Origin of the sequence: Aeromonas sp. 604282 (assembly GCF_049170575.1) — a bacterium.
GTDB lineage: Bacteria > Pseudomonadota > Gammaproteobacteria > Enterobacterales > Aeromonadaceae > Aeromonas > Aeromonas veronii_A.
The window spans coordinates 65459-81602 of record NZ_JAAKMV010000015.1 but is presented as its reverse complement, the minus strand read 5'-3'; the positions used below and the strand labels follow the sequence as shown (position 1 = coordinate 81602).

The 16144-nt window shown below is 61.1% G+C and carries 15 protein-coding genes; 7 read left to right on the top strand and 8 right to left on the bottom strand.

All coding sequences use genetic code 11. The annotated features are described in order from the left end of the window. Positions 1-5: 5 nt before the first annotated feature. The 3 genes from dnaN to gyrB are packed head-to-tail and all read left to right on the top strand — an operon-like array spanning position 6 to position 4623. The gene (gene dnaN / locus G5367_RS16725; protein ID WP_421244755.1) at positions 6-1109 is read left to right on the top strand and encodes a DNA polymerase III subunit beta; all 1104 of its coding nucleotides are present in this window, start codon (positions 6-8) and stop codon (positions 1107-1109) included. A gap of 2 nt (positions 1110-1111) precedes the next feature. Next, positions 1112-2215 carry a DNA replication/repair protein RecF gene (gene recF / locus G5367_RS16720; protein ID WP_005339305.1) on the top strand — a complete coding sequence of 368 codons (1104 nt, stop codon included), beginning with the start codon at positions 1112-1114 and terminating at the stop codon, positions 2213-2215. Beyond that, on the top strand, positions 2212-4623 hold the full coding sequence (gene gyrB / locus G5367_RS16715; protein WP_005357188.1) for a DNA topoisomerase (ATP-hydrolyzing) subunit B: 2412 nt from the start codon (positions 2212-2214) through the stop codon (positions 4621-4623). Before recF ends, gyrB begins: the two co-directional genes overlap by 4 nt. A gap of 101 nt (positions 4624-4724) precedes the next feature. On the opposite strand, the gene G5367_RS16710 is transcribed toward gyrB, so the two are convergent. From G5367_RS16710 to G5367_RS16695, 4 genes are all read right to left on the bottom strand, one after another. Then, positions 4725-5102, bottom strand: coding sequence for a VOC family protein (locus G5367_RS16710; RefSeq protein ID WP_374996077.1), 378 nt, complete (start codon positions 5100-5102; stop codon positions 4725-4727). A 66-nt stretch (positions 5103-5168) separates the two neighbouring features. Then, positions 5169-5873 (bottom strand): helix-turn-helix transcriptional regulator, encoded by a 705-nt coding sequence (locus tag G5367_RS16705; RefSeq protein ID WP_421244756.1) that lies wholly within the window; start codon positions 5871-5873, stop codon positions 5169-5171. A gap of 65 nt (positions 5874-5938) precedes the next feature. After that, on the bottom strand, positions 5939-6898 hold the full coding sequence (locus tag G5367_RS16700) for a helix-turn-helix domain-containing protein (protein ID WP_421244757.1): 960 nt from the start codon (positions 6896-6898) through the stop codon (positions 5939-5941). A gap of 95 nt (positions 6899-6993) precedes the next feature. Further along, entirely contained in the window at positions 6994-7764 is a 771-nt protein-coding gene (locus G5367_RS16695; protein WP_421244758.1) for an MBL fold metallo-hydrolase, read from the bottom strand. Positions 7765-8044: 280 nt separating this feature from the next. Here G5367_RS16695 and G5367_RS16690 point away from each other — a divergent pair, with 280 nt between their 5' ends. Then, the gene (locus tag G5367_RS16690) at positions 8045-8458 is read left to right on the top strand and encodes an Hsp20 family protein (RefSeq protein WP_005339298.1); all 414 of its coding nucleotides are present in this window, start codon (positions 8045-8047) and stop codon (positions 8456-8458) included. Positions 8459-8550: 92 nt separating this feature from the next. After that, entirely contained in the window at positions 8551-8991 is a 441-nt protein-coding gene (locus G5367_RS16685; protein ID WP_005357182.1) for an Hsp20 family protein, read from the top strand. A gap of 71 nt (positions 8992-9062) precedes the next feature. Here the strand turns inward: G5367_RS16685 and G5367_RS16680 are convergent, their stop codons facing one another. Next, a complete protein-coding gene (locus G5367_RS16680; RefSeq protein WP_421244759.1) occupies positions 9063-10313 on the bottom strand; it encodes a valine--pyruvate transaminase in 1251 nt (416 codons plus the stop codon). Between the two features lie 293 nt (positions 10314-10606). On the opposite strand from G5367_RS16680, the gene G5367_RS16675 reads away from it, so the two are divergent. Further along, on the top strand, positions 10607-10840 hold the full coding sequence (locus tag G5367_RS16675) for a hypothetical protein (RefSeq protein ID WP_021230450.1): 234 nt from the start codon (positions 10607-10609) through the stop codon (positions 10838-10840). Here the strand turns inward: G5367_RS16675 and G5367_RS16670 are convergent. Beyond that, on the bottom strand, positions 10770-11594 hold the full coding sequence (locus G5367_RS16670) for an AraC family transcriptional regulator (RefSeq protein WP_421244760.1): 825 nt from the start codon (positions 11592-11594) through the stop codon (positions 10770-10772). The two genes, G5367_RS16675 and G5367_RS16670, sit on opposite strands and share 71 nt — an antisense overlap. Before the next feature lie 92 nt (positions 11595-11686). Between G5367_RS16670 and G5367_RS16665 the strand changes: the two genes are divergently transcribed. Continuing rightward, positions 11687-12814: an MFS transporter gene (locus G5367_RS16665; protein WP_421244761.1), complete on the top strand. Its 1128-nt coding sequence runs from the start codon at positions 11687-11689 to the stop codon at positions 12812-12814. 4 nt (positions 12815-12818) lie between these two features. Here G5367_RS16665 and G5367_RS16660 read toward each other — a convergent pair whose 3' ends face one another. Together G5367_RS16660 and G5367_RS16655 are read right to left on the bottom strand one after the other, a co-directional pair. Beyond that, the gene (locus tag G5367_RS16660) at positions 12819-13502 is read right to left on the bottom strand and encodes a response regulator (protein ID WP_011704058.1); all 684 of its coding nucleotides are present in this window, start codon (positions 13500-13502) and stop codon (positions 12819-12821) included. A gap of 30 nt (positions 13503-13532) precedes the next feature. Then, on the bottom strand, positions 13533-16121 hold the full coding sequence (locus tag G5367_RS16655) for a DUF4118 domain-containing protein (protein WP_421244762.1): 2589 nt from the start codon (positions 16119-16121) through the stop codon (positions 13533-13535). Between the last annotated feature and the right edge of the window lie 23 nt (positions 16122-16144).

Here is a 16144-nt window from a genome sequence, read left to right as displayed (position 1 = left end):
CACAGATGCAGCTCGAAATTAGCCGTGAGGCCCTGTTACGTCCTCTGCAACTGGTGTCCGGCGCCCTCGGCGGCCGACCGACCCTGCCGATCCTCGGCAACGTGCTGCTTGATGTCAGCAACGGTCTGCTGTCACTGACCGGTACCGATCTCGAAGTAGAGATGATCGGTCAGGTCTATCTGAATGGGGTCAGCGAAGATGGCCGCACCACAGTACCGGCGCGCAAGCTGCTGGATATCTGCCGTGGTCTGCCGGAAGGCGCCGAGATCCGTCTCAATACCGAAGGCGAGCGCCTGATCATCCGGTCCGGTCGCTCCCGCTTCAACCTCTCGACCCTGCCGGCGACTGAGTATCCGAACATCGAGGATTGGGAATCGGTGCTCGAGTTCGATATCAGCCAGCTGGAGCTGAAGAAGCTGATCGATGCGACCCAGTTCTCCATGGCCAGCCAGGACGTGCGTTACTACCTGAACGGCATGCTGTTCGAGAGTGAAGGTCACGGTCTGCGTACCGTGGCGACCGATGGTCACCGTCTGGCCACCTGCCGCCGCGAGGTGGTCGGGGAATCGCTGCCCGATCATCAGGTTATCCTGCCGCGCAAAGGGGTACTGGAGCTGGTGCGTCTGCTGGAAGCAGAAGATAAGCCGGTACGTCTGCAGATCGGTCGCAGCAACCTGCGTGCTGCGCTGGACGGCTTCATCTTCACCTCCAAGCTGGTGGATGGCCGCTTCCCGGACTGGCGCCGCGTCATTCCGCGCAACAGCGACAAGGCCTTGATCGCCGGCCGTGAGGATCTGCGTCAGGCGTTTGCCCGCGCCGCCATCCTTTCCAACGAGAAATTCCGTGGGGTGCGTCTCAATCTGCAGGAAAACCTGCTGCGCATCACCGCCAACAACCCGGAACAGGAAGAAGCCGAAGAGCTGCTTGACGTACAATATGCCGCTGGCGAGATGGAGATCGGCTTTAACGTCTCTTATGTGCTCGACGTGCTGAATACGTTAAAATGTGACCAAATTCGGATTAGCCTGAGCGATTCCATCAGCAGTGCCATTATTGAGGATTTTGAACATCAGGATGCTCAGTACGTGGTGATGCCGATGCGGATCTAGTCGTGTCCCTGGTCAAACTCCAGCTCAGCGACTTTCGCAATATCCAGCAAGCCAGTCTCAAGCTGTCGCCCGGCCTCAACATTCTGGTCGGGTGCAATGGCAGCGGCAAGACCAGCGTGCTGGAAGCCATTCACTACCTTGGTCTGGGGCGCTCCTTTCGCACTCATTTGACCGGGCGGGTCATCCGCCAGGGGGAGAGGGCCTTTACCCTGTTTGCCCAGTGCGAGCTGGAGGGGCGTCAGGTACCGATCGGTCTTGCCAAAGACAAGAGTGGCGAGACCCAGCTCAAGATTGCCGGGGCGCAGGCCCAGCGGCTGGCCGATTTGGCGGAGCTGTTGCCGGTGCAGTTGATCCATCCCGATGGCTTCAACCTGCTGACGGGCGGGCCTCAGGCTCGCCGCGCCTGGCTCGATTGGGGAGTCTTCCATCAGGAGCCGACCTTCTTTGCCCTGTGGGGACGAGTGCGGCGGCTGCTGAAACAGCGCAATGCGCTGCTGCGCCAGAGTACCCAGTACCGCCAGCTGGCGTTCTGGGATCAGGAGTTGGTACGGCTGGGTGGTGAGCTGGCCGAGTTTCGCGCCAGTTATTGTCAGGCCATTACGCCCCTGATCAAGGAGATGACGGCGGATTTTCTGCCGGAATTCGATATCAGTCTCGGCTTTTACCGGGGCTGGGAGAAAGATACCCCTCTCGGCGATCTGCTGGAGGCGGGGTTTGAGCGGGATCGGGCGCTGGGCTATACCGGTGTCGGTCCACAGAAAGCCGATGTGCGCCTCAAGGCGAACGGGGTACCCGCTCAGGATATTTTGTCCCGGGGTCAGCTGAAGTTGCTGGTCTGCGCCATGCGACTGGCCCAAGGGCTCTATTTGAATCAACATAGCAGCCGTGGCTGTATTTTTTTAATTGACGATTTTGCCTCTGAACTGGATGTCGACAAGCGCCGCTTGCTGGCCGCAAGGCTGAAGCAGTGTGCGTCCCAGGTGTTTATCACCGCCATCGACACCGGTCAGCTCGCAGACATGATGGATGCGAATGACTGCAAGTTGTTCCACGTGGAACAGGGTAAAATCTCCGAAACGTTAGAGAAGGCAGAGAGTAAGCTATGAGTGAAAATACTTACGACTCCTCGAATATCAAGGTGCTGAAGGGCCTGGATGCGGTCCGCAAGCGCCCGGGGATGTATATCGGCGATACGGATGATGGCTCGGGTCTGCACCACATGGTGTTCGAGGTCGTCGATAACTCCATTGACGAGGCGCTCGCTGGCTACTGCTCCGATATTCTGGTTAAGATCCATTCCGACGGTTCTGTCTCTGTGCGTGACAATGGCCGGGGTATCCCGGTAGACATGCACGAGGAGGAGGGCCGCTCCGCCGCAGAGGTCATCATGACTGTGCTGCACGCCGGCGGTAAGTTTGATGACAACTCCTACAAGGTATCCGGCGGCCTGCATGGCGTGGGTGTCTCGGTAGTTAACGCCCTCTCTGACAAGCTGTTGCTGACCATTCGTCGTAACGGCCACGTCTACGAGCAGACCTATCATCTGGGTGAGCCGCAGGCGCCGCTCAAGCAGATTGGCGACAGCACCGGCACCGGTACCGAAGTTCGCTTCTGGCCGAGCCCGGCCATTTTCAGCGATACCCTGTTCCACTACGAGATCCTGGCCAAGCGCCTGCGCGAGCTCTCCTTCCTCAACTCCGGTGTCTCCATTCGTCTGCAAGACGAGCGTGATGGCCGAGAGGCGCATTTCTGCTACGAGGGTGGCATCAAGGCGTTTGTTGAATACCTGAACCAGAACAAGACCCCGATCCACCCGAAGGTGTTCCATTTCACCACCGAGCAGGATGGTATCGGCGTTGAAGTGGCGATGCAGTGGAACGACGCCTATCAGGAAGGGGTCTACTGCTTCACCAACAACATCCCGCAGCGGGATGGTGGTACTCACCTCGTTGGCTTCCGTACCGCGCTGACCCGTACTCTGAACTCCTATATGGACAAAGAGGACTACAGCAAGAAGGCCAAGTCTGCCGCCAGTGGCGACGACGTGCGTGAGGGTCTGATTGCCGTTATCTCCGTCAAGGTGCCGGATCCCAAGTTCTCCTCCCAGACCAAGGACAAGCTGGTCTCTTCCGAAGTGAAGACCGCAGTTGAGCAGGCGATGGGTGAGAAGCTGGCGGACTTCCTGCTGGAAAACCCGGGCGATGCCAAGATCGTGGTCAACAAGATCATCGATGCGGCCCGTGCCCGTGAAGCGGCCCGCAAAGCCCGCGAACTGACCCGCCGCAAAGGCGCGCTGGATATCGCCGGTCTGCCCGGCAAGCTGGCTGACTGTCAGGAAAAAGACCCGGCTCTCTCCGAACTCTACATAGTGGAAGGGGACTCTGCTGGCGGTTCCGCCAAGCAGGGTCGCAACCGTAAGAACCAGGCCATCCTGCCGCTCAAGGGTAAAATCCTGAACGTTGAGAAGGCCCGTTTCGACAAGATGATCTCCTCGCAAGAGGTGGGCACCCTGATCACTGCACTGGGTTGCGGTATCGGTCGCGACGAGTACAACCCGGACAAGCTGCGTTATCACAACATCATCATCATGACCGATGCGGACGTTGATGGTGCGCACATCCGAACCCTGCTGCTGACCTTCTTCTATCGTCAGATGCCGGAAATCATCGAACGTGGCTATGTCTACATTGCCCAGCCGCCGCTCTACAAGGTGAAGAAGGGCAAGCAGGAGCAGTATCTGAAAGACGAAGACGCGCTGCTGCAGTACCAGACCGCCATGGCGCTGGACGGTGCTACCCTGCACGTCAACGAGTCTGCTCCGGCCATCGGTGGCGAGGCGCTGGAGCGTCTGGTCAACCAGCATCGCTCGGTGACTCACCTGATCACCCGCATGTCTCGTCGTGCGCCCGAAGCCGTGCTGACCCAGCTGATCTATCAGCCGGAGCTGAACGAAGCGCTGCTGAACAGCGAGAGCGATCTGCTGGCCTGGTGTCAGGGTATGGAAGCCGTGCTCAACGAGAGCAACCACGGTATCCAGTACCAGATCCAGGTTCGTCGTGACGAAGAGCGCAGCCTGTACGTGCCGCACGCCGTGGTTCGTCAGCACGGTGTCGACCGCGAATATCCGCTCAGCTACGACTTCCTGCAGTCCGGTGAGTACCGTCAGCTGGTTTCGCTGGGCAAGGAGATCGCCAACCTGATCGAGGAAGGTGGTTTCATCAAGCGTGGCGAGAAGGTCAAGCCGGTCGCCAACTTCGTGGAAGCCGTCGAGTGGCTGATGGGCGAAGGCAAACGTGGCATCTACATCCAGCGCTATAAAGGGCTGGGTGAGATGAACCCGGACCAGCTGTGGGAAACCACCATGGATCCGGAAGCCCGTCGCATGCTGCGCGTCACTATCGATGACGCCGTCGGTGCTGACCAGCTCTTCTCCACCCTGATGGGTGATGCCGTTGAGCCCCGTCGCGACTTTATCGAGACCAACGCCCTGCGCGTAGCCAACCTCGACGTCTAATCGACGCTGTCAGCTCGATATAAAAATAGCCGCTCCCTGTGAGCGGCTTTTTGTTTTTCTGTGGAGGACGTTGCTCGTTCCACGTGGAACATTGAACCCGATTAACCAAGCTCAGGTGCCGGGCAGTAGAGGCGCAGACGATGGCCGTCTGGATCGAGGGCCATGCAGGTGTAGCCAAACTCCATTTTGGTCGGCGCCTGGATCAGGGTGAGCCCACGCGCCAGCCACTCGGCAGACAGGCGATCGACGGCGGCATTATCGGGAAGGGCAAAGGCCAGCTCCATTGCTCCGGCCGTTTGGGTCACGGCAGGTTCGACCGTTGCACTGGACCAGAGTGCCAGTCTGGCGCCCGATTCGAACACGAACATGACAAAGGTAGGTGACTCCTCCACCGGCTGGCGACCGAACAACTCGCGGTAGAAGAGCGCGCTGCGGGTCGGGTTGGCAACGTAGAGGATGGTGAACTGGGGGACTAACATGGTGATGCTCCTTGCTGATGAGATGGCGCATCAGCGCCGACCCCGTCAGCATGGCGCTACCTGCTGTCAGTTTCTGTCAGCAATGAATTTCGGCTGCGGGATCTGCTGGGTGGCGCGCCACTCCTTCAGCAGGCTCTCTCTGCTTTTTGGATAGCGGCAATCTTGCGGTTGCATCCGGGTGATGCGATCCACCCGAAAGTGGCGAAAGCCCTGACGCAGTTCGCACCAGGCCACCAGTACCCGTACCTGTTCGAAGTAGCCGAGGGCAAAGGGCCAGACGGTGCGCTCAGAGGCCTCATCCTTGAGATCGCGATAGATCAGGGTCACCTTGCGTTGCTGGCGGATGGCGCTGCGCAGCGGGGCTTCATCGGTGAGGCTGTCGTCGCGGGAGGTGCCGATCAGCAGGGCATTGCTCTGGAGCTGCTGGCGATAGCCGGCGGGCAGCACGGCTTCTATCTTGGCCAGCGCACTGCTGGCCGATGCACTCAAGGCTCCGTCACCGTGGGCGACTACCCAGCGCGACCCCAGCACCAGCGCATCCAGCTCCTCTTCACTGAACATCAGTGGCGGCAGTATGAAGCCGGGACGCAGCACATAGCCGATCCCCGGTTCGCCTTCGATATGGGCACCTTGTGCCTGCAGGGTGGCGATATCCCGATAGAGGGTGCGCAGGCAGATGCCAAGCTGGCTGGCCAGCTCCGCGCCAGTGATGGCGTAACGGTGGCCGCGCAGCAGCTGGAGCAGGGTCAGCAGGCGTTCGGAACGGGACATGGAATGACTCCTCGGGATCTCTGGTTAGCCTGCCATAGCGGAGTGAGCGGGTATAGAGGATGTCATCAGACATTGTTGCCGCGAAAAGATCGTCGCCACTCGCTGGGGGAGATGGCAAAGCGGCCGCGGAAGTGGTTGCGCAGAGAGGTGGCACTCTTGAAGCCGACCAGCTCGGCGATGCGCTCGATGGAATGGCCGCTTACCTCCAGCAGCTCCTGACTGCGCCTGAGCCGCTCCGCCAGCAGCCATTCACCCACCGAGAGGCCGGTTGCCTGATGAAAACGGCGGGTAAAGGTGCGCCGACTCATCAGGGTATGGGCTGCCAGAGAATCCAGGGTGTGAGGCTCGGCCAGATGGGCACGCAGGTGGTCGAGCAACTGGTTCATCCGGACATCGCGGGTGGAGGCGGGCACCGGCTGCTCGATAAACTGGGCCTGACCCCCTTCCCGGTGGGGCGGGATCACCAGCCGCCGCGCCACCTTGTTGGCGATGGCCGAGCCGTGGTACTGGCGTACCAGATAGAGGCAGCAGTCCAACCCGGCGGCAGTGCCTGCCGAGGTGACCAGCCCATCGTCATCCACATAGAGGGCGTTGGTATCGAGCTGCACGCAGGGAAAGCGGCGGCAGAAATCCTGTTCGTACTCCCAGTGGGTCGATGCTTTGCGACCATTAAGTAGGCCGGCGTAGGCGAGCACATAGGTGCCAAGACAGAGCCCGACCAGCCGGGCACCTCTGGCTCTGGCGGCAATCAGGGCATCGAGCAGCGCTGCGGGTGGCCGTGCTGCCGGGTCGTGCCAGAAGGGGATGACGATGACCTCCGCCTCGGCCAGCACCTCCAGCCCATGGGGAGCCTGAATGGTGAAGCCTTGTGCCGAGTGTGCGTGGCGGTTGCCATCGCCGCAGCAGATCTTGAGCTCGAACAGCGGCTGGCCCGGCAGAATATCGCCGAAGATGAGGCAGGGGACGGCGCAGTGAAAAGGGCTGAAGTGATCGAAGGTCACCACGGCAACGATCGGGGTGGTCATGGTGTTGGCTCCTCTCTACGCGCAGACCTCTCATCATAAGCATTTGGCAGTGAAAGCCGAAGGGCCGTGCGCGCTGTTCGGCATGGCCCAGTCAGTTACAGCGAGAGAGCCTCGCCATCCGCCGGTATCCGCACCCGATCCATCATGCCTCGCTCGGTCAGATAGGTATGAAGTTCCTGACGTGACAGCACGGCGTGGTTGACCGCCTCCATATGGCTGGCGATCAGCGTGGCTTGCGGTGCGGCCTGATAAACGGCGGCGACATCCTCCTTGCCCATGATGATGGAACCGAGTCCGGGCACCTGTGCATCGCCACAGTTGAGGATGATGACCTCGGGTTGATGCTGTTGCAGGGCTTGTTTGACCGAGGGATGCCAGATGGTATCACCGGCCAGATAGAGGCTCTGTTCATCGGGGTGGGAGAAGACCACACCGCACACTTCTCCCATGCGCTCGCCCAGCACCGCCATCAACTGGTCGCTGCCGTGCTGGCCACCGGTTTGTTGCAGGCGAATGCCAGCAAACTCGGGCTGATCGCTCAGCAGGCGCACATCCTCAAAGCCACTGGCACGAATGGCATCGGCATCTTTCTGATGTTGTACCAAGAGCGGCAGATGTTTGGGGATTAGCGCTCTGGCGGCATCATCCCAGTGGTCGGGATGGTCATGGGTGACGATAACGGCGTCCACATCGACCAGCTCATCGATCGGCAGCGGCAGCTCGACCAGCGGATTGCGCAGCTGGCTGTTGGCGGTGCCCTCAAAGCCGGGGAAGGCACCCTTGGCCGAGAGCATGGGGTCGATCAGAAAGCGGGTGCCGGCATAGTCGAGCAGCAGGGTGGCGTTGCGAACTTGGGTAATCTTCATGGGATGGCTCCATGTTGGCTGGTGGATATGCAACCAATTATGGGGTGCGGAGCGCATTGCCATCAGGGGCCCATGGGTCGATTATCATCACTATCGGGCCAACAGGTTGATGTGCCAAAGGTCGGCACGGCCATTTAAAAAATTTGAAAAAATCCCCTTGAAAGGAAAAAGTGAGCCCCTATATAGGTAACAAGGCCGGAACGCTCAACAGAGGTTTCGACCAGACGCCCGTCCATCAGGAGGGCAAACAATCCGTTATCGCTCACAAGAGGGTAATACTATGCGTTCTATCGATTTTTCTCCGCTCTATCGTTCTGCCATCGGTTTCGATCGTCTGGCCAATCTCATTGAATCTGCGGCCAGCAATGGCAATGCCGGTTATCCCCCCTACAACATCGAGCAACTGGGTGACAACGACTACCGCATCAGCATGGCGGTGGCGGGCTTTACCCAGGAAGAGCTGGAGCTGAGCTTCCAGGAAAATCTGTTGACGGTGAAGGGCAACAAGCAGGCCGATACCGGGCGCAACTATCTCTATCAGGGGATCGCCGAACGTGGTTTCGAGCGCCGCTTCCAGCTGGCCGACTATGTGCGGGTGAAAGGGGCCGACCTGAAAAACGGCTTGCTGCACATTGAGCTGGTGCGTGAAGTGCCCGAGGCGATGAAGCCGCGCAAGATAGAGATCAACGGCTGATAGCCTGAATTCACTGAAATTTTAAAATTTTCCGGGTGCCGATGACGGGCCTGTGGAGAGTTGAACCTGTTGCTTATTAGAAGGATAGGATTATGCGTAACCTCGATTTTTCTCATCTCTATTCCAATGCCGTCGGCTTCGAGCGGATGGCCCGTGAGTTGGAAGGTCTGTTCGATCAGAAGACCGCTGCTTACCCCCCGTACAACATTGAAAAGCGCGATCAGGATGGCTATCGCATTACGGTCGCCGTGGCTGGCTTCGAGCGCGAAGAGCTGGAGCTGGAGACCGAAAACGGCACCCTCAAGGTGAAGGGTCGTAAAGGGGCCGCGGCCGGTGAACGTCAGTTCCTCCATCAGGGGATTGCCGAGCGTGACTTCGAGCTCGCCTTCAAGCTGAGCCAGCACGTGGAAGTGCAGGGCGCCAAGCTGGAGCATGGTCTGCTGACCATCGATCTGGCCCGCGAACTGCCGGAGGCGCTCAAGCCCCGCGCAATCCCCATCGGTAAACCCGAGCAGCTGGCGCTGCCCGGCTAAGCAAACCGGATCGCGATAAATGACAAAGGCCTGCATCTGCAGGCCTTTCTGTTTTGTATCGCTGGATTGGATTAACCAGCATAGAGGGTGTTGATCTCGTCCGCCAGAATGGCGATGCCGCGACGCACCAGCTCCTCGCTCTGGGAGTAGTTGAGGCGAATGCACTCCTGGCTGTGGCGCCACTCGGGGTCATCAATGCCGGGGAAGAAGTAGTGACCCGGCACGATCAGCAGGTTCTTCGCCTTCAGTCGCTCATAGAGCTCCTGACAGTGGATCGGCAAGCCTTCAAACCAGAGCCAGAGGAAGAGGGCGCCTTCCGGTTTATGAATGTGGAAGCGCGGGTCGGGGATCGCTTCGCGCAGCAGCTGCACCGCCAGCTCTGCCTTTTGCTGATAGAAGGGTTTCACCACCTGTTCGCTGAGGGTGATGATCTCGCCGCTCTCAATCATCGGGATGGTGATGGCAGGCCCCAGACTGCCCGGCGCCAGATTGATGATGCCGCTCAGGTTGGTGATGGCCTGAATGATCTTCTCGTCGGCGATGACGATGCCGCAACGGGTGCCTGGCAGGCCCAGCTTGGAGAGGCTCATGCAGAGGATGGTATTGGTGTTCCAGAACGGCTTGGCTTCGCTGAAGATGATGCCCGGGAAGGGGACGCCGTAGGCGTTGTCGATCAGCAGCGGAATTCCCTTGTCACGGGCGATCTGATCGAGGTGTTCGATCTCTTCGTCGGTCAGCACGTTGCCGGTCGGGTTGGTCGGGCGGGAGACGCAGATCACCCCGATATCGTCACCTACCTGCAGGCTCTCGAAATCCACGTGGTATTTGAACTGGCCATCGGGCAGCTTCTCGATGGTGGGCTTGTAGGCCACGAAGTAGTCGTCGGCCAGCGCCGAGTCGGCATAGCCGATGTATTCAGGGGCGAGCGGGAACAGCACCTTCTTCTTGCGGCCATCGGCAAATTCGCCGGCCAGCAGGTTGAACAGGTAGAAGAAGGCATTCTGACTGCCGTTGGTCAGGGCGATATTGCGGGCCGAGATATCCCAGCCCAGCTCCTTGCTGAGCAGGGCTGCCAGCGCTTTGGTGAACCTGTCTTTGCCCTGTGGGCCGTCGTAGTTGGCCATCGCTTTGACCAGCTCGCCGTTGTCGAGCAGGCTTTTGGCCTCGGCCTGAAAGCGTTCCAGCATGGCGGGGATGGGGGCCGGATTGCCGCCACCCAGCATGATGGAGTCCGGATTGGTCAGCCCCTGATTGAGGTCATCCATGAGTTGGGTAATACCGGCGTGGCGAGTGAATTTCTCGCCGAACAAGGAAAATTCCATTCAGTGACAGATCCAGATTTGAGTTACGGGGATGTAGCACCATAGCTCAGTTTAAAAGCGGGTGTCGATCAAAAAGATGGGACGTTCCACGTGGAACATGGTGCAAAAATCAAGCGTGGTTAAAAGCACCAACTGTTGGTTTAAAAATGACCTAGCGGGATGCATTTTGCGACTCAATTTGGTATCGAGATATAGTTAATTTAAACAAAATCATCATGTTATGAATTGTGTGAGGATTGGCACAACTATTGGAATAGCTATCTGGTCATCTCAACCATACCGGAGCAAACCAGATGAAAAGCCTGATCGCTACCCTGATTGTGAGTGTCCTGAGCCTGAACGTGATGGCCAACGAAAACCCGCGGCCCGAGCTGGAGAGTGCCCAGCTGGAACAGGATGTGCAGAGCGAGTTGCAACAGGCATCCCATGCAGTGGTGCAGGATGCGCTGCACAACCTCAAACCGCTGGCGCTGGATACCCTGGTGGTGGAGGCGAGCCAGGCTGTGGCGACTCACCCCGAGAGCTGAGATAGCGCAGGGGGGTCTGTCCCGTATGTTGCTTGAAGAAGCTGATAAAGGCGCTGTCGCTGGAGAACTCCAGCGCAGCAGCAATCCGGCTGATGGGCTCGCTTTCTGCCAGCAGCTCCATGGCGCGCAACAGTCGCCACTGCTGGCGCCAGGCCTGGTAGCTCATGCCGGTCTCTCGCATGAAGATACGACCTATGGTCTTGTCACTGGCACCCACCCGTTCGGCCAGCCGGTTGAGCCGATCGGGCAGGGTGTCGCCCCGCTTCACTTCCTGCAGCCAGCCGGCCAGACGTGGGTCTGACGGCAGCGGCAACTGCCAGGATTCCCGTGGCGCTTGCGCCAGCTCCTCCTGCAACAGCGCCAGCGTGCAATGCTGCTCCGCAGCCGGCTTGTCCCACGGCCAGATCGCCATTCGTTCGATGATCTCCCGCAGCAGCGGGTTGACCGCCAGCACCGCCATCTCGGTCGGCAAGCCGGGCTCCGGCTGGAAGTAGAGGGAGCGATATGCCACCACCCCACGCATCAGCACCCGATGGGGCAGGCCTGCCGGCAACCAGGCCGCTCGCGTCGGCGGCAGCAGGCAGACCTGATCGTCCAGCTCTATGGTCATGCAGCCGGCCTGGGCGAACAGCAGCTGATGGCGCCTGTGCTGATGACGGCCGGAGTCATGCCAGCCGAGAGTGGAGGCGATCCCGATGGCGCTGCCATCGTGCTGATCCGGGTCAAAAGGGTGATCGGGAAGAATAAAGGCCATGTGTCCGATTATTGATGTTTATAGTCCTGCTTATTGTAATCGGACAATCGGCATCACTCTAGAATGACGGCCTCTTGTGAAGGAGGTTTGTCATGAACAACAAGTTGCCACCGCTCTGGCTGGTGATCGGATTGATGATGTTTCCGCAGATAGTGGAGACCATCTACAGCCCGGTGCTGACCCATATCGCCAGTCAGTTTCGGGTGAGCGAAGGGCAGGCATCGCAGACGCTGTCGGTCTATTTTCTGGCGTTTGCTGCGGGCGTGGTCTGCTGGGGCCGACTTTGCGATCTGGTCGGGCGGCGTCCCGCGATGCTGGCGGGGCTGATGACCTATGGCGCTGGCACTCTGCTGGCTTTGCTGGCCACTGAGTTTGAAACCCTGTTGCTGGCCAGGGTCATCGCGGCCTTCGGCGCCGCCGTGGGCTCCGTGGTGACCCAGACCATGCTGCGCGACAGCTATCAGGGCAGCGATCTGGCGCGGGTCTTTTCAGTGATGGGTATCGCGCTCTCACTCAGTCCGGTGCTGGGGCTGGTGAGCGGCGGCCAGCTGGCGAGCGGGTTCGGCTATCTTGGGGTATTCAGCGCCCTGCTGGTGTTGGCTGCCGGATTGTTGCTGGTCACTTGCTGGCAACTGCCGGAAACCAGGCCGGCCATCACCCTGCGGGTGGCACTCTGGCCGCTGGCACAACGGATGGTGCGTGATGCAGCCTTGTGGCGCAGCGCCGCACTGGTAGCGCTGTTCAACACCATGCTGTTTGGCTACTACAGCCTGGCTCCCTTTCTGTTTGCCGGGCTGGGGTTGAGTGCGGGCGAGTTCGGTTACTCCGGCATCGTGCTGGCGCTGGCGACCCTGGGGGGCAGCCTGCTCAACAAGCGCCTGCTGGGGCATGGCTGGTCGCCAGCCTCGCTGATCCGGCTCGCTGCCGCATTGGCGCTGGGGTCCGGCTGGCTGGTGTGGGCCAGTCAGACTTCGCTCTGGTTCCTGCTGCCCATGATGGGGGTGGTGGTGGCGTTCGGGCTGGCGATCCCCAATGTGCTGAGCCAGGCGCTGCTGGCCTATCGGGAGGTGGCAGGCAGTGCCGGTGCCCTGTTCGGGCTCGGTTACTACCTGTTGCTCAGCCTGGGGTTGGCGGTTGCCGCCAGCTTGCAGGATCTCGGTCTGTTGCTTGGCGGTTGTGGTCTGCTGGCCCTCTGCTGCGGTTGGTGTCGTTCCACGTGAAACATCAGCTGCCGATAAAGCGGTAGCCAATGCCGGATTCAGTTTCGATCAGCGTGGGTTGCTGGGGGTTATCTCCCAGCTTCTTGCGCAGGCTGGCGATGACGATGCGCAGGTAGTGGGTATCCTCCTTGTGGCTCGGCCCCCAGATGTCGTTGAGCAGCTGGGTCTGTAGCACCAGCTTGCCGGGGTGGCACACCAGCGCCTGCAGCAGGGCGAACTCCTTGCGGGAGAGGGGCACCTCTTCCTCTCCCAGGGTGACTCTGTGGCTGCTGCTGTCCAGGGTCAGCCCGCATTGGGGGAAGTGGCGCTGCTCGCCGCTGCTGACCCCGGCCCGCTGGCGCAGCAGCACCCGGATGCGGGCCATCATCTCGCCGATGCCGAACGGCTTGCTCATGTAGTCGTTGGCCCCGGCATCCAGCAAGCGTACCTTCTCCTGTTCAGAGTCCCGTGCCGACAGCACCAGTACTGGGTGCTGATGGTGCTCGCGAATGGCCTGCAACACCTGAATGCCATCCCCATCCGGCAGGCCCAGATCCAGGATCACCAGATCGGGATTGAGGTGGCGATACTGCGCCAACCCCTCGTTGACGCCGACCGCCTCGCTCACCTGATGCCCCTCGGCGATCAGGCTGATCCGCAAAAAACGGCGGATGGCCGCCTCGTCGTCGATGACCAGTATGTGAGCCATTCAGCCTCCAGCTGGATAGAGTAAAAATGTTCAGGCCGCGGCTGCGTTGAGCGCCAGCGGCAGGGAGATGCGCATGCAGGTACCGTTGCCGTTGGGGCCAGAAAATGCCCAGATGCGGCCGCCGTGGGCCTCTATCATAGCGCGGGAAATGGCGAGGCCAAGCCCGGTGCCGCGGCTGCCGCAGTCGCCAACTGGCTGGGTGTAGAACAGATTGAAGATCTTGTCCCGATCCGACTCGGCAATGCCGACCCCGATGTCGATGATGTCGAGGATGAGATCGGGGTCCGCCAGCATCACCTTGAACTCGATGGGGGTGCCGGCCGGCGAATAGCGGGAGGCGTTGTCGAGAATGTTGACCAGCACCTGCTCGATCAGGGCGCCGTGCACATAGAGGCGGGGGATCTGCTGATCGAAGTGCACCAGCAGCTTGTGCTGGCGCCAGGAGGAGTCGAGCCGGCGGCGGGCGTTCTCCACCAGATCCGCCAGGTCGACCCAGTCCCGTTTCAGCTGGAAATCCGGCGAGCCGATGCGGGTCATGTCCAGCAGGTTCTGCACATAGCTGTGCAGGCGGCGCGCCTCGTCCTGCACCGAGTGCAATAGCTCGCTGCGATCTTCGCTGCTGATCCGGTCACCATATTCCAGCAGGGTGCTGCCGGCCCCCATGATGGTGGCCAGCGGCGTTTTCAGATCGTGGGAGACCGAGGAGAGCAGGGCGGCGCGCATTCGGTCGGTCTCCGCCTGCAGCTGGCTGTCGGCCAGCCGTTCGTTGAGATCGATCCGGGCCAGCGCGGCGCGGATATCGGTGAGCAGGGCCTGCAGCTGATGCTCGGCCGAGGAGGCGAGCGGATTGGCCAGCACTATCCCCAGCACCAGTTCATCGCTGAGGTGGTGGTACTGGGCCTCGGCAGCGTTGAGGGTGGCGGTGTGGGCGCCGGCGCTCTGCTTCTGGGCCAGACACCAGTCGATGGCCGCCTTGTCGGTCTGCCCCGGCTTGTGCTGGGTCGAACCGGCCCTGTGCTGGTAGTGCTGATCGAGGGCGAACACCGGCTGGCCCAGTGCCAGCGAGATGGCCTGGGAACCCTGTCTGAGCACCTCTTCCGGGCTGCTGGCGGTGGCCAGCCCCTGGCTCAGCGACAGCAGGGCGTTGCCCAGCTGCTGGGTTTCGCGCAGGCCGATCAGCTGTTGCCGCTGACGGGAGGCGAGCCGCCCGGCCGTGATGCCGACGATCAACAGCACGAACAGGGTGAGCAGATCGCTGTGGCTGGCCACGCTCAAAGAGAAGTAGGGGGCGGTGAACAGCAGATTGTGGCCGACGAAGCCCAGCACCGCAGCCAGGATGGCGGGCATCAGGCTGGTGGTGAGCGCGGTGGCCAGCACCCCCAGCACGAACAGCATGGGCAGGGAGGCGGGCGGCAGCCAGTGGGAGAGGCCCCAGACGGCGGCCGAGGTGGTCCCCATGATGGCCACTGCCAGCAGGCTCTGGCGAATGTCCTTGGGGTGGAGCGGCTGCAAGCCCAGGTTGGGCTTGCGCTTCTCGGTATCCACCAGTGTGATCTCGAGCCCCTGCGCCTGCTTGAGCAGGTGTTGCACCAGCGAGCGACGCCAGGGGGCCTTGTGAGGTTTGCCCAACAGCAGTTGCGACACCTGCTGCTGCTCGGCGGTCTCCAGCAGGGTGTCGGCCACCGCCGGACTGGAGAGAGTCAGCACCTTGGCCCCCAGCTGGGAAGCGAGCGCCAGCGCCTGCTCTAGCTCGACCGAGCGCTGCCCCTTGCTGTCGATGTGTACCACCAGCCAGGGCAGCTGGCGGCGCTGGGCGAAGCGGTGGCCGTAGCGCACCAAGGCGGCGCCGTGCTGATCGCCGAGGCAGACCATCAGCTTGCCCCGCAGCGGCAGTGTGGTCTTGCCGGCGGCCTGCCACTGCAATTGCAGATCCCCCTCCACGTGGCTGGCGGCGGTCTGCATCGCCAACTCGCGCAGGGCGGTCAGGTTGTTGAGAGAGAAAAAGGACTGCAGGGCGGCCTTGGCCTGGTGGGACACATAGACCTTGCCCTCCTTGAGGCGGCCGAGCAGCTCCTTGGGGGGGAGGTCTATCAGCACCAGGCTGTCGGCCTCCAGCAGCACCTGATCCGGCAGTGTCTCCTTGACCCTGACCCCGGTCAGTTGCCACACCAGATCGTTGAGGCTCTCCAGGTGCTGCACGTTGAGGGTGGTGTAGACGTCGATGCCGGCACCCAGCAGCTCCTCCACATCCTGCCAGCGCTTCTCATGGCGGCTGCCGGGGGCGTTGCTGTGGGCCAGCTCGTCCACCACGGCGATGGCGGGCTTGTGGGCCAGCAGGCCGTCTAGATCCATCTCCTCCAGCCGCTGCTGGCGGTGCAGGTGCAGCTTGCGCGGCTGGATGGAGAGCTTGTCGAGCAGGGCCAGGGTCTCCTGGCGGCCGTGGGTCTCCACCACCCCGATCAGGATGTCGACTCCCTCCCTGGCCTGCTCCCGTACCGCCTGCAGCATGGCGTAGGTCTTGCCGACGCCGGGGGCGGCACCGAGAAACACCTTCAGCTTGCCCCTGTGCTCCTGTTCCAGGCTCGCCAGCAGGGCGTCCGCCCTCACCTCATCACGCATCCCCGTGCTCCCGTTGCATCGGC

What these genes read in the sequence shown, in the direction of transcription:
- dnaN (WP_421244755.1), top strand. Translation starts at nt 6, where the DNA reads ATGCAGCTCGAAATTAGCCGTGAGGCCCTGTTACGTCCTCTGCAACTG.
- gyrB (WP_005357188.1), top strand. Translation starts at nt 2,212, where the DNA reads ATGAGTGAAAATACTTACGACTCCTCGAATATCAAGGTGCTGAAGGGC.
- G5367_RS16710 (WP_374996077.1), bottom strand. Translation starts at nt 5,102, where the DNA reads ATGTTAGTCCCCCAGTTCACCATCCTCTACGTTGCCAACCCGACCCGC.
- G5367_RS16705 (WP_421244756.1), bottom strand. Translation starts at nt 5,873, where the DNA reads ATGTCCCGTTCCGAACGCCTGCTGACCCTGCTCCAGCTGCTGCGCGGC.
- G5367_RS16700 (WP_421244757.1), bottom strand. Translation starts at nt 6,898, where the DNA reads ATGACCACCCCGATCGTTGCCGTGGTGACCTTCGATCACTTCAGCCCT.
- G5367_RS16695 (WP_421244758.1), bottom strand. Translation starts at nt 7,764, where the DNA reads ATGAAGATTACCCAAGTTCGCAACGCCACCCTGCTGCTCGACTATGCC.
- G5367_RS16690 (WP_005339298.1), top strand. Translation starts at nt 8,045, where the DNA reads ATGCGTTCTATCGATTTTTCTCCGCTCTATCGTTCTGCCATCGGTTTC.
- G5367_RS16685 (WP_005357182.1), top strand. Translation starts at nt 8,551, where the DNA reads ATGCGTAACCTCGATTTTTCTCATCTCTATTCCAATGCCGTCGGCTTC.
- G5367_RS16680 (WP_421244759.1), bottom strand. Translation starts at nt 10,313, where the DNA reads ATGGAATTTTCCTTGTTCGGCGAGAAATTCACTCGCCACGCCGGTATT.
- G5367_RS16675 (WP_021230450.1), top strand. Translation starts at nt 10,607, where the DNA reads ATGAAAAGCCTGATCGCTACCCTGATTGTGAGTGTCCTGAGCCTGAAC.
- G5367_RS16670 (WP_421244760.1), bottom strand. Translation starts at nt 11,594, where the DNA reads ATGGCCTTTATTCTTCCCGATCACCCTTTTGACCCGGATCAGCACGAT.
- G5367_RS16665 (WP_421244761.1), top strand. Translation starts at nt 11,687, where the DNA reads ATGAACAACAAGTTGCCACCGCTCTGGCTGGTGATCGGATTGATGATG.
- G5367_RS16660 (WP_011704058.1), bottom strand. Translation starts at nt 13,502, where the DNA reads ATGGCTCACATACTGGTCATCGACGACGAGGCGGCCATCCGCCGTTTT.
- G5367_RS16655 (WP_421244762.1), bottom strand. Translation starts at nt 16,121, where the DNA reads ATGCGTGATGAGGTGAGGGCGGACGCCCTGCTGGCGAGCCTGGAACAG.